General features: G+C 60.0%; 14 protein-coding genes. 7 read left to right on the forward strand and 7 right to left on the reverse strand.

Going from position 1 to position 14,076, the window contains the following annotated elements; all coding sequences use genetic code 11:
- Positions 1 to 8 precede the first annotated feature (8 nt).
- The 5 genes from ribH (at position 9) to K8U03_13530 (ending at position 4,646) form a co-directional block, all read left to right on the forward strand.
- A complete protein-coding gene (ribH, locus tag K8U03_13510; GenBank protein ID MCE9605908.1) occupies positions 9 to 476 on the forward strand; it encodes a 6,7-dimethyl-8-ribityllumazine synthase in 468 nt (155 codons plus the stop codon).
- A gap of 73 nt (positions 477 to 549) precedes the next feature.
- Positions 550 to 963: a transcription antitermination factor NusB gene (gene nusB, locus K8U03_13515; GenBank protein MCE9605909.1), complete on the forward strand. Its 414-nt coding sequence runs from the start codon at positions 550 to 552 to the stop codon at positions 961 to 963.
- A 90-nt stretch (positions 964 to 1,053) separates the two neighbouring features.
- Positions 1,054 to 1,977: a signal recognition particle-docking protein FtsY gene (gene ftsY / locus K8U03_13520; protein MCE9605910.1), complete on the forward strand. Its 924-nt coding sequence runs from the start codon at positions 1,054 to 1,056 to the stop codon at positions 1,975 to 1,977.
- Between the two features lie 593 nt (positions 1,978 to 2,570).
- Positions 2,571 to 3,791, forward strand: coding sequence for a porin (locus K8U03_13525; GenBank protein ID MCE9605911.1), 1,221 nt, complete (start codon positions 2,571 to 2,573; stop codon positions 3,789 to 3,791).
- Positions 3,792 to 4,298: 507 nt separating this feature from the next.
- Complete coding sequence (locus tag K8U03_13530) at positions 4,299 to 4,646, forward strand: P-II family nitrogen regulator (GenBank protein MCE9605912.1); 348 nt, start codon at positions 4,299 to 4,301, stop codon at positions 4,644 to 4,646.
- A gap of 92 nt (positions 4,647 to 4,738) precedes the next feature.
- Here the strand turns inward: K8U03_13530 and K8U03_13535 are convergent, their stop codons facing one another.
- The 4 genes from K8U03_13535 to K8U03_13550 all read right to left on the reverse strand — a co-directional run bounded on the left by K8U03_13535 (position 4,739) and on the right by K8U03_13550 (position 8,430).
- Positions 4,739 to 6,058: a 6-phosphofructokinase gene (locus tag K8U03_13535; protein MCE9605913.1), complete on the reverse strand. Its 1,320-nt coding sequence runs from the start codon at positions 6,056 to 6,058 to the stop codon at positions 4,739 to 4,741.
- Between the two features lie 519 nt (positions 6,059 to 6,577).
- A complete protein-coding gene (accC, locus tag K8U03_13540) occupies positions 6,578 to 7,918 on the reverse strand; it encodes an acetyl-CoA carboxylase biotin carboxylase subunit (GenBank protein MCE9605914.1) in 1,341 nt (446 codons plus the stop codon).
- Between the two features lie 147 nt (positions 7,919 to 8,065).
- Positions 8,066 to 8,185 carry a biotin/lipoyl-binding protein gene (locus tag K8U03_13545; GenBank protein ID MCE9605915.1) on the reverse strand — a complete coding sequence of 40 codons (120 nt, stop codon included), beginning with the start codon at positions 8,183 to 8,185 and terminating at the stop codon, positions 8,066 to 8,068.
- On the reverse strand, positions 8,182 to 8,430 hold the full coding sequence (locus K8U03_13550; GenBank protein ID MCE9605916.1) for a hypothetical protein: 249 nt from the start codon (positions 8,428 to 8,430) through the stop codon (positions 8,182 to 8,184). The genes K8U03_13545 and K8U03_13550 overlap by 4 nt, the downstream gene beginning before the upstream one ends.
- 366 nt (positions 8,431 to 8,796) lie before the next feature.
- Between K8U03_13550 and larB the strand changes: the two genes are divergently transcribed.
- Both larB and K8U03_13560 read left to right on the forward strand, forming a co-directional pair.
- Complete coding sequence (gene larB, locus K8U03_13555) at positions 8,797 to 9,570, forward strand: nickel pincer cofactor biosynthesis protein LarB (protein ID MCE9605917.1); 774 nt, start codon at positions 8,797 to 8,799, stop codon at positions 9,568 to 9,570.
- Positions 9,571 to 9,584: 14 nt separating this feature from the next.
- Positions 9,585 to 10,457, forward strand: coding sequence for an NAD(P)H-hydrate dehydratase (locus K8U03_13560; protein MCE9605918.1), 873 nt, complete (start codon positions 9,585 to 9,587; stop codon positions 10,455 to 10,457).
- A 10-nt stretch (positions 10,458 to 10,467) separates the two neighbouring features.
- Here the strand turns inward: K8U03_13560 and K8U03_13565 are convergent, their stop codons facing one another.
- The 3 genes from K8U03_13565 to K8U03_13575 are packed head-to-tail and all read right to left on the reverse strand — an operon-like array spanning position 10,468 to position 13,958.
- Entirely contained in the window at positions 10,468 to 11,844 is a 1,377-nt protein-coding gene (locus K8U03_13565) for an ABC transporter permease (protein MCE9605919.1), read from the reverse strand.
- On the reverse strand, positions 11,844 to 12,560 hold the full coding sequence (locus tag K8U03_13570; GenBank protein ID MCE9605920.1) for an ABC transporter ATP-binding protein: 717 nt from the start codon (positions 12,558 to 12,560) through the stop codon (positions 11,844 to 11,846). Before K8U03_13570 ends, K8U03_13565 begins: the two co-directional genes overlap by 1 nt.
- 42 nt (positions 12,561 to 12,602) lie before the next feature.
- Entirely contained in the window at positions 12,603 to 13,958 is a 1,356-nt protein-coding gene (locus K8U03_13575) for an efflux RND transporter periplasmic adaptor subunit (GenBank protein ID MCE9605921.1), read from the reverse strand.
- Positions 13,959 to 14,076 lie beyond the last annotated feature (118 nt).

Consider the following 14,076-nt stretch of genomic DNA (forward strand, 5'->3'; position numbering starts at 1 on the left):
TCACGAATATGCCGAATGTTTTCGAAGGTTCGCTCGACGCAGGTTCGGCCCGGTGGGCGATCGCAGTCGCACGCTACAACGAGCACATCACCACGCGTTTGCTCAACGGAGCCTTGGAGACGTTGCGTAAGCATGGCGCAGCCGACGACGCCGTCGATGTGTTTTGGGTTCCCGGCGCGTTCGAGCTGCCGACCGTTGCGGCACGCGCGGCGGAGTCGAAACGCTACGCGTCCGTGATCTGTCTCGGTGCCGTGATTCGCGGCGAGACGACCCACGACCAACACATCAACACCGCGATCAGTCACCATTTCGCCGAGATCGGCGTGCGAACCGGCGTGCCGGTGATGTTCGGCGTGTTGACTTGCGACACGCTCGAGCAAGCGCTGCACCGCGCCGGCGGCAACGTCGGTAATAAAGGATCCGAGTGCGCCGAAGCGGCCTTGCGTATGGCGACCCTGCTGCGACAAATGGCATAATGACGGATGGGCGACGCTTCGGCGTTTCCGCAATTGACCACTGACCCCCGACCACTGACCCCTCTCGCTCCCTATGTCCCGTCGAAGTCGCGCTCGTGAAGTCGCTCTCCAAGTCTTATTTCAAGACGACCTGAATCCCGGCCACAATCCGGGCGAGGCCGATGCGTTTCTCAAGCGGCGTTTGTCCGCTCCGGAACTCATCGAGTTCGCCCGTTCGCTCGTAGCCGGAGTGCGGCGCAACCGAGCCGAGCTCGACGACTACGTGACCCGCACGGCCGAAAACTGGGGGCTGCAACGAATGGCGGCGACCGACCGCAACGTCCTCCGGCTCGGGACGTTCGAGTTGGTCTACACCGCGACTCCCGGCGCCGTTGCGATCAACGAAGCGGTGGAGCTCGCGAAGCGCTACGGTACCGCGAACTCGGCGCAATTCGTGAACGGCATCCTCGACAAGGTAATGTCGCTACATCGCAAATCGGTCGGCTGACGCGACCGCCGCCGATCCATCTTCGGGTAGCAGGTGCGCCGAGGATCACTCCGGTTCCAGGGAACCGCCTTCTAAGAGAATGAGACACCGATGGGATTTTTCGACAAGCTCAAAGACGGTCTGAAGAAGACGACGAAGCTACTCAACACCGATATCCGCGACTTGTTCAAGTCGCAGGGGCGATTGGTAGACGAGAAATTTCTCGACGAACTTTTCACGGCACTCGTGAAGACCGACATGGGGGTGCCCGCGGCGAAAGAAATCATCGAAGAGATCGGCACGAAGTTTCGGGCCCGCGTCGTCGAGATGAGCGAAATCGTGGCCGATGTGAAGATCAAGCTGAAGGCGCTGATGGCGCAACCGAGCGAACCGATCAAGTTTGCGCCATCGGGCCCGACCGTCGTTATGGTGTGCGGCGTGAATGGGGCGGGGAAGACGACTTCGATCGCGAAGCTGACGCAGATGTTCGTCGGCCAAGGGAAGAAGGTCTTGCTCGGCGCAGGGGATACGTTTCGTGCCGCGGCCGTCGAGCAACTCACGATTTGGGCCGGTCGGCTCGGAGCCGAGATCGTCACCGGCCCGGCCGGCAGCGATCCGGCGAGCGTCGCTCATAAGGCGGTGCAAGCGGCGCTCGAAAAGCAGGTCGATATTTGCATCATCGACACCGCCGGCCGCCTGCAGACTCAGACGAACCTGATGAACGAGCTTACGAAGATTCGCCGGGTTATCAGTAAGCAGATACCGGAAGCTCCGCACGAAGTCTTACTCGTGCTCGATGCCACGACCGGTCAGAACGGGATCAGCCAAGCGAAGCATTTCACTGAAGCCGTGCAATGCACCGGCATCGTACTCTCGAAGATCGACGGCACCGCTAAGGGGGGCGTCGTCACGGCGATTCGCAAGCAGGTCGGTCTGCCGGTGAAATACATCGGCATCGGCGAGCAGGCCGAAGATCTGGCGCTGTTCGATCCCGTGCCGTTCGTCGACGCGATGTTCGCCGACACGCTTCCTTAAAAAGAACTCGTGTCGTTAATAGAACCGGGCCGCGACGCCTGCGCACCGCTCACGCGGCTGCCTTACACGGCGACCTCTTTCGAGCCGTCGCGATGGCTGCGTCCGCGGCGTTAATGATTCAGCAATAGCGACTACGCAATTCGTGCGTTCGGGAAGAGAGTTCGCGCCTGCCGGTTCCCGGCGGTTCGTCGCTTCATCCTCTTTCAATCAAGCGGTGGCAGTGCCACGAATGCAACCAATGCTTTCGTGCAGAACGCCTTATTACGGCTGCCGCATCTCGAAACGAGCAGAGGTTTAGGGAGGCGGAATTCCCAACGGATTTTGCGGCGAAAATGCTTGCAGCCCTGAAAGGAACCCCAATGTTTTCGTGATCGTTACAGCTTAACGGAGCCGGGATTTCCGCATTGGGAAAGACGCTAAGTTCGAGACATTCGGATGCATGAGAGTCTCCGGACGTACCGATCCAAACAATATCCGAACGGAATCGACGAGCAAGGCGGCCCAGCGCCGGCCGAGCCGGATCGGACAGTGTTTTATCTCGGGCGTTGGCGGACGACCGGGCGGCCCTTATCCACGGACGGGAGATCTCGATCATGAAGATTTCAGTGAAGGCGCTATTATGGGCGGCATTCTGCATGCTCATTAGCGCAGGAAGTGCGAACGCGCAGGGGACATGGACGGCGAAGGGCTGGCTCGCTCAGAGCTATACGGCCAATCCGGCGTCGCCCCACGACAAGTACAACGGTCCGGTGACATGGACGGATCGTTCGAACGAATACCAGATGAACGAACTGTACATGTATCTCGAACGGAGCACCGACACCGGTGGCGACGGTTGGGATCTTGGTATGCGCGTCGATACCATGTACGGTACGTCGTCGCGGTTCGTCAACCAAACCGGCTGGGAACTGCAAGGCGACGGCACCCAGAACTGGAACGGCAACAACCGTTTCTACGGTCTCTGTATGCCGAACTTGTACGCGGAACTCGCGTACAACGATCTTAAAGTCAAGATCGGTCGGTTCGTGTCGCCCGTCGGTTACATGACCGTCGGTTCGCCGAACAACTTCTTCAATGCCCTCCCGTATACTTACCAATACGGCGAACCCTTCACGCACACCGGCATCATCGGTACCTACACGATGACCGACAAATTGACGGTCGGTGCGGGTGTTACGAAGGGCTGGGATAACGTCAGCGATTCGTACAACCCGACGTTCGGTGCGCTCACGACCTCGACCTACTTATTGGACAGCGGTGCTTCCATCGCGACGGTCCAAGTCTTCTCGAACGAACCATCGGGATCGTCGACCTCGGGGGGCCAAAGCCCGCGCTTCTTGAACACGTTCGTGTACACGAAGCCGTTGACCGAAAACCTCCAATACGTTTTCCAATCGGACTTCGGTTCCCAACAAAATGCGACTGCCGCATCCGGGAACAATTCGGACGGACATTCGGCTAAGTGGTACGGTGCGAACCAATACTTGCTCTATACGATCAACGAGAAGTGGGCCTTCGGTGCCAACTTCGAGTGGTTCCGCGATCAAGAAGGGTTCCGTACGCAACAGTTGAACCTCAATACCGGTACCGGCAGCACCCGTTCGGCTCCTCTTGCCGGATATGCCGGCAACTTCTACCAGATCACGATGGGTCCGAAGTGGAAGCCGACCGAAAACCTGATGATCCGTCCGAACGCTCGTTGGGACTGGTACAACGGCGACCTCGGCAACAACGGTACCCGTCCGCTGCCGTTCGACGACGGCAACAGCGGTACGCAGTTCATCTTCGGTACCGACGTGGTCTTGTTCTTCTAAACAAACCCGTTCGCTGTCCGATCAGATTCCGAGGCCCCGGGTCGCAAGACCCGGGGCTTTTTTCGTTGGCTTCCATCGATGCCCGGCAAGATCGCGGCATCCGGCTGCACGCTTCTTGTTCGGCGTCTGCGATCAAATCGGGCACGGTTTCGAGGCAGGCTATGTCAGTTGAAAAAACGGTTTCCCTTTTCCGCCGATGCTAAGTGCTTGCGTGCCAATGCTTCCCACGGTCGACGCAGAATCGTCGTAAGAGTTTGCCGGCAGATCGGCACGGTGCTTGCTTAATGTCGGCTCGGGCGTGCGATGCGTTGCCCGCGGCAGAGGGCCCTCTGCCGCGGGCAGCTTTTTTTGATACGCAGTCTTTTCCCGCATACACCGCCGACTTCGCTGTTCGACGCGTGACTGGCCTGTGCGAGCGGCTTCGCTGCGGCACTTGTGAGCAATCCCGCGGCTGCCTACGATGGACGTCTTTCGCCCAGCGTCGCAGTCCGAGGATGTGTTTCCACGATGAAATTGATCATCGCGATTATCCAGCCGAGCAAGCTCGAGGCCGTTAAAGCCGCTCTAACCGAAGTCGAAGTCTTCCGGCTCACGGTCATGGACGTCCAGGGCTTCGGCCGCCAGAAGGGCTATACCGAGCTCTATCGGGGGCACGAGTTCTCCGTCAACCTGCTGCGCAAGGTTCAGCTCCAGATCGCCGTGAACGAAGAATTCGTCGAGCCGACGATTCAGGCCGTGATCAAAGGGGGCCGTAGCGGCAACCAGGGAGAAATCGGCGACGGCAAGATCTTCGTCCTCCCGATGGACGACTGCATCCGCATCCGCACCGGCGAACGAGGCCAAGAAGCGATCTAAGCGCAGTGGTCAGTGTTCGGTGGCCGGTGGTCAGTAGGAAAAGCCTTCTTCCAAACTGATCCCTGACCTCCGACCCCTGACCCCTTCCTCCGCTACCTCGAAGGCTCTTCGTTGATATAGGTTTCTAAGAACCGGGCGAGTTGGTGGAAGTCGGAATCTCGTTCGACGAAGCGGACGGTCGTTACCAGCGTCTCTTGATCGACCAACTGCTCGAACGGTACGAAGTGCAGCGCGAATTGGCCGGTGATCGAAACCATGACGCCGCTCAGCCCCTTCTCGACGAGCGCCCGATAGGCTCCGACGCCTAGCTGGCTCCCGAGCATGACATCGAAAGCGTGCGGCCGGGCGCAACGCGCCTCGTAGCCTAACTGCAAACCGACGATCTTTCGCGACTTGCCGCCGGTCGCTTTCTTGTACTCGTCGGCAATGAGCTTCGAGAGGGTGCGGCCGAGGTTTAATTGCGAGATGGCGATGTGCCCGTGATCGTCGCGCGAGACCCCCGCCAGAAAGCGTTGCGGCAAGAGCTCCGCCAAGCCCTCGGCGACGACGATGACTCCGAACTCTTTCCCTTCGCGATCGCGCGCGAGCATCGTGCGCACGATGCGGCGAATGACCTCGTCGACGTTCATGACGTCGCGCGTTTTCGATTCGCCCGTTTCCTCGTCTTTATAGGTTTCTTGCGACCGGTACTTGTCATGAATGTCTTCGACGCTAATGACCAGGCTCGCTTCCCCGGCGATCGCGACTCCGTAGGCCAGCCAACCGGCGCTACGCCCCATCGACTCGACGAGGAAGTAGTTGCGGCCCGCTTCGGCATCGGCCAAAAGGTTGCGGACCTCGCTCGCCAGCGTCTCGACGGCGGTGAAGTAACCGAACGTGAAGTCGATGCCGAGATAGTCGTTGTCGATCGTCTTCGGCAGATGCACGACCGGAATCTGCTTGCTTCCGGCGGGCAAGGTGCGTTGATACATCTGGAGCTTATTGGCGGTCTTCAAGGTGTCGTCGCCGCCGATCGAAACGAGCGCGTCGACACCTAGCGAAACCAACGCCTCGTAGACGGTCTTGAGCGGAGCCGAGCGCTCGGCGTCCTGCAAATGGCTCGGATGCGAAATGCGCTTGCCGGGGTTCGTGCGCGCCGTGCCGATGATGATCCCCTGGCTGCTCCGCGTCCGACGCAAAACTTTGTGCGTCAGCGCAATGAAGTCTTTGCCTTCGGTCATCGGGTTGTTCGGGCCGTATTCCACGAGGCCGGAGTAGCCGTGACGAATACCGATCACTTCCATTCCGTTACGCAAAAACGAAGCGGCGGCCGTCGAGATCACGGCGTTGGCACCCGGAGCAGGCCCCCCCGCGAAGAGAATGGCGACCTTCTTGATCGATGTCGTCAGCGTGCGTGGCGATTGGAGGCTCATGCGATTGACTCTTACGGAACGTTGAAAAATGGAAACTCATCGAATGCCGACAGTCGATTGAGCCGACGATGGTCTAATCAGCGTTGGGCGGGATGCCGAATACACCACGTCAATAGAAAGGTAACGAGATTCAATAGGAACAAATAGAAAGGTATTACCGGATAGATCATCGCGGAAAATTCTTTAATGTCCGATGTCCACTCGACAAGGAGCCACGGTAGTGCCACTGTCGGAATACAAAACCATAACGGACGCCGCAAAATTCCTTCAGGAGCCGATCTCACCGCGGTCCACAGATAAGCGATACCGACGATCGTCGAAAGACTGCAAGAAAAAGAACAGCTTGCCATCCCGGTTTCGAGTGGAAAGGAACGCACAAACCGAAAATAGCATTGAAAATGTAATGACCTGCCACACGACCGGAAACCACCCCCTACGGTGCTGATCCGCCGTCAAGGTACTTTCTGTCGGGGCCGTCATTATCGGCGACTCACCAGGAATTGCTCAAACTGTCGTGCTCTACGTCCAAGTCCGTTCGATGAATCGGGTGTCGACTTCCGCATTCACGAACGCTTGATGTTCGAGGATGTCGAGCAACCGCGGCACGGTCGTCTTGATCCCTTCGATGCGCAATTCTCGCAAGGCGCGCTTCATGCTGGCGATCGCATCGGCCCGCGTCGGCTGATGGACGATGAGCTTCGCGATCATCGAGTCGTAGTGTGCCGGCACGACGTATCCCGCATGCGCGTGCGAATCGAATCGCACGCCGTAACCGCCGGGCACATACATCTGCGTGATCTTGCCCGGCGACGGCTGAAAGTTTCGCGCCGGATCTTCGGCGTTGATCCGGCACTCGAGCGAGTGCCCCTTCGCAACGACTTCGGCTTGCGACCACGGCAGCTTCTCGCCCGCCGCAACACGGATCTGCTGCTTGATCAGGTCGATGCCCGTCACCATTTCCGTCACGGGATGCTCGACCTGAATCCGGGCGTTCACTTCGATGAAGTAGAAGTTCTGATGCTTGTCGACGATGAACTCGACGGTGCCCGCGTTGGTGTAGCTCGCACCTTTGACCATGCGCACGGCCGCTTCGCAGAGTGCGGCGCGCGTCTCCGGCTTCAGAAACGGCGAGGGACTTTCTTCGATGATCTTTTGGTGGCGGCGTTGCGTCGAGCAGTCGCGCTCCCAGAGATGCACGACGTTGCCGTGATGATCGGCGATCACCTGCACTTCGACATGCCGCGGGTTCTCGACATACTTCTCCATGTACACTTCGGGATTTCCGAACGCCGCTTCGGCTTCCGTGCGTGCTTGGTTGAAGGCCGATTTGATCGCCGCTTCGTTGGCCGCTACGCGCATCCCGCGCCCGCCGCCGCCGGCCGTGGCTTTGATCAGCACCGGGTAGCCGATCTCCGCGGCGATCTTCGCCGCTTCGTTTTCATCGGGAATCAAGCCTTGGCTTCCCGGCACGCACGGCACGTTCGCCTTCTTCGCCAATTGCTTGGCCGTGTTCTTATCGCCGAGCTGCCGCATCGCTTCCGGAGAAGGGCCGATGAATTCGAAACCGCATTTCCGGACGACTTCGTTGAAATGCGCGTTTTCCGAAAGAAAACCGAAGCCGGGATGGATCGCTTGCACGCCTCCCACTTCCGCGGCGCTGATCACTCGATCGATCTTCAAATAGCTTTGGTTCGACTTCGCCGGCCCGACGCAATAGGCTTCGTCGGCCATTTCAAGATACTGCGCGCCCCGATCGGCTTCGCTGAAGATCGCGACGGTTTCGATCCCCATCTCGCGACAGGCGCGCATGATTCGCAAGGCGATTTCGCCGCGATTGGCGATCAGGATTCGTTTGAACATCGGATACCGACTCTGGGACGTGGGCAGGCGTGAATGCGAGAGCGACGGAGCTTCGACGAGCGAAGAGAAAACGAGAGCCGGCGGCGGAATCCCCTCGCGGCTTCGTTTCCCATTTACGAACCTAAGCGGTTAAGTTCTTCGAGGGAATCAGCCTTTGGGGTCGATCTTGAAGAGCGGCTGTCCGAACTCGACGGGGGAACCGTTCGATACGAGACACGCCACGACCTTGCCGGTCACTTCGGCCGGAATCTCGTTGAACACCTTCATCGCTTCGATGACGAGTTGTCGGCGACGGGAGCCGCCGCCGCGGCGACGGGAGCCGCGGCCGGAGCAGGGCTCGCCGCCATCGGTTGCGGGCCGCTTACGAACGTCTCGCCGCGCTTGCGGAGGCGAACCCGAACGTCTCCTTCACGAAGATCGATTTCGTTGAGGTCGTGTTCGTTCATCAACTCGATCAAGCGTCGAATTTTCTTTTCGTCGAATACTTCGCCGCCGGTCGGGGAATCTGTCATTTCGTTCTCCGCGTCAGACTTCTAAGGGAATTGCCGGCTGAAAAGGAACTCAGCGAGGAATGGCGGACCATTTTTAGGTAATCCAAGATCGTAATCGCCGCCGCACGGAAACGCCAGTTGGCTCCCGAGAAGAGTCTCTAGGACGATCTTGCACAACCCTTTATGCCCGTTCGAGTTTGGGCGACAATTTAACTCGCTGAATGCTGCGAAGTCAAGATGCGGTAGAGATACCGATCGTGTCGGTTCCCCGTCATCGACCAGATGCTTACGATTCCGTAATGTCGTGGGCCGATCATGGTGCTGATCGACCGTTGCCTGAGATCGGCCCCCCTCGCGTCGTCGCGACAACTTCCTACGATGGATCACATGACCTCGAACTCATTGCGAAACCTCGCCGAACGACTTGCCGCCGGCTCGCTCGGCATCGAAGACTTTCTCGCCGCAGCCTCGGCTTCGACCGTCGCCGATCTCGGCGATGCGCAGGTCGATCTCGACCGGACGCGTCGTTGCGGCTTCCCGGAAGTGGTTTACGGGGAAGGAAAAACGACCGAGCAGTTGCAGAAGATCTTCGCGACGCTCATCGCCTCCGGCGTCGATGTTTTGGCGACCCGTGTTGATTCGGCGAAAGCCGACGTCCTCCGCGAGCGCTTTCCCGCCGGGCGCTACAATGCCACGGCTCGCATCTTCCGCATTCCGCAAGCAGCCCCCACGACGATTCCGTCGAAGTCGGTCGGCGGTCGCGTCGTGATCGTCACCGCCGGGACGAGCGATCTACCGGTCGCCGAAGAAGCCTACGAAACGGCTCTTTGGATGGGGGCCGATGTCCGCCTCATACAAGACGTCGGCGTGGCCGGGCCGCAGCGATTGATCGCGCGACTCCCCGAGATTCGCGGTGCCGACGCCGTGGTCGTGGTCGCGGGCATGGAAGCGGCTCTGCCGAGCGTCGTCGGCGGGCATGTCGATTGTCCGGTGATCGGGGTGCCGACGAGCATCGGCTACGGAGCGAGCCTCGGCGGCATGACGGCGTTATTCGGCATGCTTACCAGTTGCGCGGCGAACGTAACGGTCGTCAACATCGACGCCGGGTTCAAAGGGGGCTATCTCGCCGGTCTCATCGCTTCGCGCAGCCGCCGCGATTAAGCAGGGCGTTCTCCATGCCGCACGAACTACCGCCGGATTTCCCCCGCTTCTCGAAGCGCAAGCCGGACAGCCACAAAGGGACTTTCGGTACGGGCCTGTGCGTCGGCGGATCGGTCGGCATGGCCGGCTCGATTGGTCTTGCGGGAACGGCGATGTTGCGCGTCGGCGCGGGGCTCGCGCAGTTGGCCGTGCCGCGATCGATTCTGAGTACCGTCGCCGGTTACGAGCCGTCGTACATGACGGTGCCGCTCGTCGAAGATGCCGAAGGGCGCATCGCCGGCGAGGCGATCGAGCGCGTCCTCGAACTCGGTGCGAAAGCCACGGCGCTCGCCGTCGGGCCGGGGCTCGGGCGTTCGGCAGAGTTGAATCGCTTCGTTGCGCGATTGTTTTCCGAGTTCTTGAAATCGGCCGTGTTCGACGCTGACGCCCTCAACGCCCTCGCCGATCAGCCCGACGTGTTCGCCGGCGCGCCAGGGGCGCGTATCCTAACGCCGCATCCCGGTGAATTTCGCCGCTTGATCGGCGGTCGCGATCCGGGCCCACGCGCGGCCTTCGTCGACGAAGCCGTAAAGTTAGCGGCGCGAACTCGCGCGGTGATCGTGCTGAAAGGCTCACAGACGGTCGTGACCGACGGCGAGCGCAGCTACGTCAACCGGACGGGCAATCCCGGCATGGCGACCGGCGGCACCGGCGACACGCTGACCGGCATCATCACCGGTCTGCTGTGCCAAGGGTTCGAGCCGTTCGACGCCGCGCGGCTCGGAGTCTTCATCCACGGTCGGGCAGGGGACTTGGCAGCGGCCGAGGTCGGCGAGCCATCGCTGCTGCCGACGGATATTCTGCGGCATTTGCCGAGCGCGATTCGCGAGCTGACCCGGCCGGCGTGAAGCCGCGCGGCTATTCGTAGCGCAGGGCTTGAATCGGATCGAGCCGCGAAGCCTTCCAAGCGGGATAATACCCGAAGACGATCCCGACGATCACGGAGACGCTGACCGACGCGATGACGGCCAGCAACGACGGCTCCGTCGGCCAACGGAAGAAGGTCCGAAAGATCGCCGACGTGCTCCGGCCGCAGAGGATGCCGAACGCCCCTCCGAGCAAGCATAGGATCACGGCCTCGATCAGGAACTGGCGCAAGATGTCGCGCGGCCGCGCTCCGACCGCCATGCGCAGCCCAATCTCGCGCGTTCTCTCGGTCACGGTGACGAGCATGATATTCATGATGCCGACGCCGCCGACGAGCAGCGAGACGAGCGCGACGAAGAGCAGCAAGCTTCCCATCATCTGCGCCGAACTGCCGAGCGCGGCGTTTTGTTCCGTCATGTCGCGGATATTAAAATCGTCGGCCTGGCCGGGACGAATGCGATGTTGCCGGTGCAGCACATCGACGATCTGCCGTTTCGCTCCCGGCATCGCGACGTGCTTCGAAACGCGTACCCAGATCAAATCGACGTTCGTCATCCGGTCGATCTGCGGGTTGTTAGCAATCTGCGAAGTCGACGGCACCGGATAGAGCGGAATCAGCGCACTCGGATAACGCTCGTTCAGCGTATTGACCGCATTGGCCGTGTCCGTCGGGTCGGGCACGCTTTGATTCGTATTCGCGACCGAGGTTCCGGCGACCTTGTATTTGATCGCCGTCCAAGGAGCTATGAGCATGTCGTCTTGGTCGAGGCCCATCATGTTGGCCCCTTTCGGCGTCAGTGTGCCGATCACTCGGAACGGCTGATTGTTGATCCGCACGTCGTGCCCAATCGGGGATTCCCCGCCGAAGACTTCGCGCACGATCGTTTGACCGATCAAGCAGACGGAGACGCCGTTGCGCACGTCTTGTTCGCTGAAGCAGGCCCCTTCGTCGATGTCCCATTCGCGCACATCGAGATACGACGGCGTCGAGCCGTAGAGATAGAACGGCACCCAATTCTTGTTGCCGTAGACGAGCTGCGTGCGTGCGCGTACGACCGGCGCGAAGCTATCGAGAATTTCACCGCATTCGTTCTGCAACGCTCCGACATCTTCGAGCGTGAGGGTCGTCGAGGAGCCGCCGCCGAGGCTGATGCCTCCGCTGGCCGCCGCTCCCGGCTGAATCATGAGGTTGTTGGCCCCCATCCTCGCGATGGTTTCTTGAATCTGCTTCGACGAGCCTTGCCCGATCTCCATCATCGCGATGACCGCCGCCACGCCGATGACGATGCCGATCATCGTGAGCAACGAACGCATCAGATTACGCGTGAGCGATTTGATCGAGAGCCGGAGGGTGTCCCAAAAGAGCATCATGCGTGGTGCTCCTCCGCGACGAAATCGGCATCCACGGGCGTATCCCCTTCGATCAAGCCGTCGCGCATCAGGATGATCCGATGCGCATGATTGCCGACGTTTTGGTCGTGCGTCACGAGAACGATCGTGATCCCTTCTTCGGAGTTCAGCTCTTGAAACAGCCGGAGAATGTCTTTGCTCGTCTTCGAGTCGAGGTTGCCCGTCGGTTCGTCGGCTAAAAGAATTTTGGGTTGATTGATGAGCGACCGCGCGATGGCGACTCGTTGCTGCTGGCCACCCGACATTTGCGATGGCTCGTGATCCAATCGGTCGCCGAGGCCGACGCGGTGGAGCAGCATCTTCGCCCGCTCTTGAGCCGCCGCGGTCGAGATGCGCGAGCCGCCGTATTCGAGCGGCATCATCACGTTGTCGACGGCCGAAGTGCGGGCCAAGAGATTGAAGTTTTGAAACACGAAGCCGATCTTGCGACCGCGAATTCGCGCGAGTTGATCACGATCTAAGTCCGAAATCCGTTCGCCGTCGAGCTCGTAGAGTCCCGAGGTCGGTCGATCGAGGCAGCCGAGCAAGTTCATCAGCGTAGTCTTGCCGGAGCCGGAAGCCCCCATCAAGGCGATCATCTCTCCTTGACGGATATTGAGCGAGACCCCTTTGAGCACGGGCAACTCGACTTCGCCGAGCACATAGGTCTTGCGAACGTCTTCGAGATGGATCAGCGCTTCATTCACGGCCGCCGCCGGCTTGCTCGGAGGCATCGCTTATTCTTTCTTCCCGTTGTACATCCGCGGCGTGAGCGGATTGACTTCGGCGGCCGTAGCGACTTTTCCGCTCGACTCGCCGACGATCACTTCGGCCCCTTCGTTCAAGTCGCCGGCCGTGATTTCGGAGAGGGTGCCGTTCGTAGCGCCGACCGTCACTTCGACCGGTCGTGCGACTCCACCTTCGGAGATCCACACGTTCGATTTTCCTTTTCGCGATTCGCCCGTAGAAGTGCGGCGCTCCGTCGACGCTTGTTCGGTCTTCGGCTTCCAGCGCAAGGCGGTGTTCGGCACGAGCAACGCGCCGCTTTTGCGCATCACTTCGAATTGCAGGTTCGCCGTGAGGTAGGGCTTTAGTTTTCCTTGCGAGTTTTCGACGCTCACGATGACGGTGTATGTCACCACGTTTTGGGTCATCGAAGCGTTCAAGCGGATTTGTCGGACGGAGCCCATGAATGTTTCGCCGGGATAGGCATCGACGCCGAACGTCACCTTTTGGCCGGTCTGAACACGCCCGATATCGGCTTCGTTGACCGATGCCCAGACTTCGACCCGCTTCAAATCCTTCGCGATGAGAAACAAACTCGGAGCGTTGAGGCTCGCGACGACCGTTTGTCCGATATTCACGCGCCGATCGACGATCACGCCGTTGATGGGAGATTGAATCGTCGTATAGCTCAAGTTTTGCTCGGCCCGATTCAGCGAGGCTTGCGCGCTATCGATATCGGCCTTGGCTTCCAATACCGCGGCCTTGCGAGTTTCGGCCGTGCTGATGGCTTGCCCGAGCGCCGCCTTGCCGACGGCCAGCGTGGCAACGGCGACATCGTTCAGCGCTTCATAGGTGTCGTATTCTTGCTGCGAAACGACGTTCGTCTTGATCAGTTTTTTGGCCCGTTCCCAATCGCGTCCGGCTTGCGTGACCTTGGCTTCAAGCTGCTTTAAGTCGGCTTCGGCGCGAGCGACGTTGGCGGTCCCTTCCGTGACTTGCGACACCATCTGTTCGTAGCGCGCTTTGGCTTTAGCGACCAGCGCCTTAGCCAAATTGACCTCTTCGCGATATATCGCATCGTCGATCAACGCGAGCACGGTTCCCGGCTCGACTTCGGAGTTGTAGTCGATCGTCTTCGTGCCGTGAGCTTCTTTGCCGAACGCCACGATTCGTCCCGCGACCTGGGCTCCGACGTCGACGACTTCTTCCGGCTCGATCGTGCCGGTGGAGTTGATCGCGACGACGAAATCGTCGCGCGTCGCCGGGACCGTGCGATAGGCCGTCCCTTGCTGTTCGGACGGCTTAAAAAACCAGTAACCGCCGCCGGCGAGGCCGACGATGGCGAGCGAGATGAGAACCAACTTCATGATGATTCGGAGCAGGGAGGCGTAGGGGCGGGGAGGCGATATCGGAGAGCGCGGCGCTTGCGATGGACGCGCCGAACCCATGACTCCATAACGTATTATTATGACCGGCTCGACAAAG

This window comes from Planctomycetia bacterium (assembly GCA_021413845.1).
Taxonomy (GTDB): Bacteria; Planctomycetota; Planctomycetia; order Pirellulales; family PNKZ01; genus PNKZ01.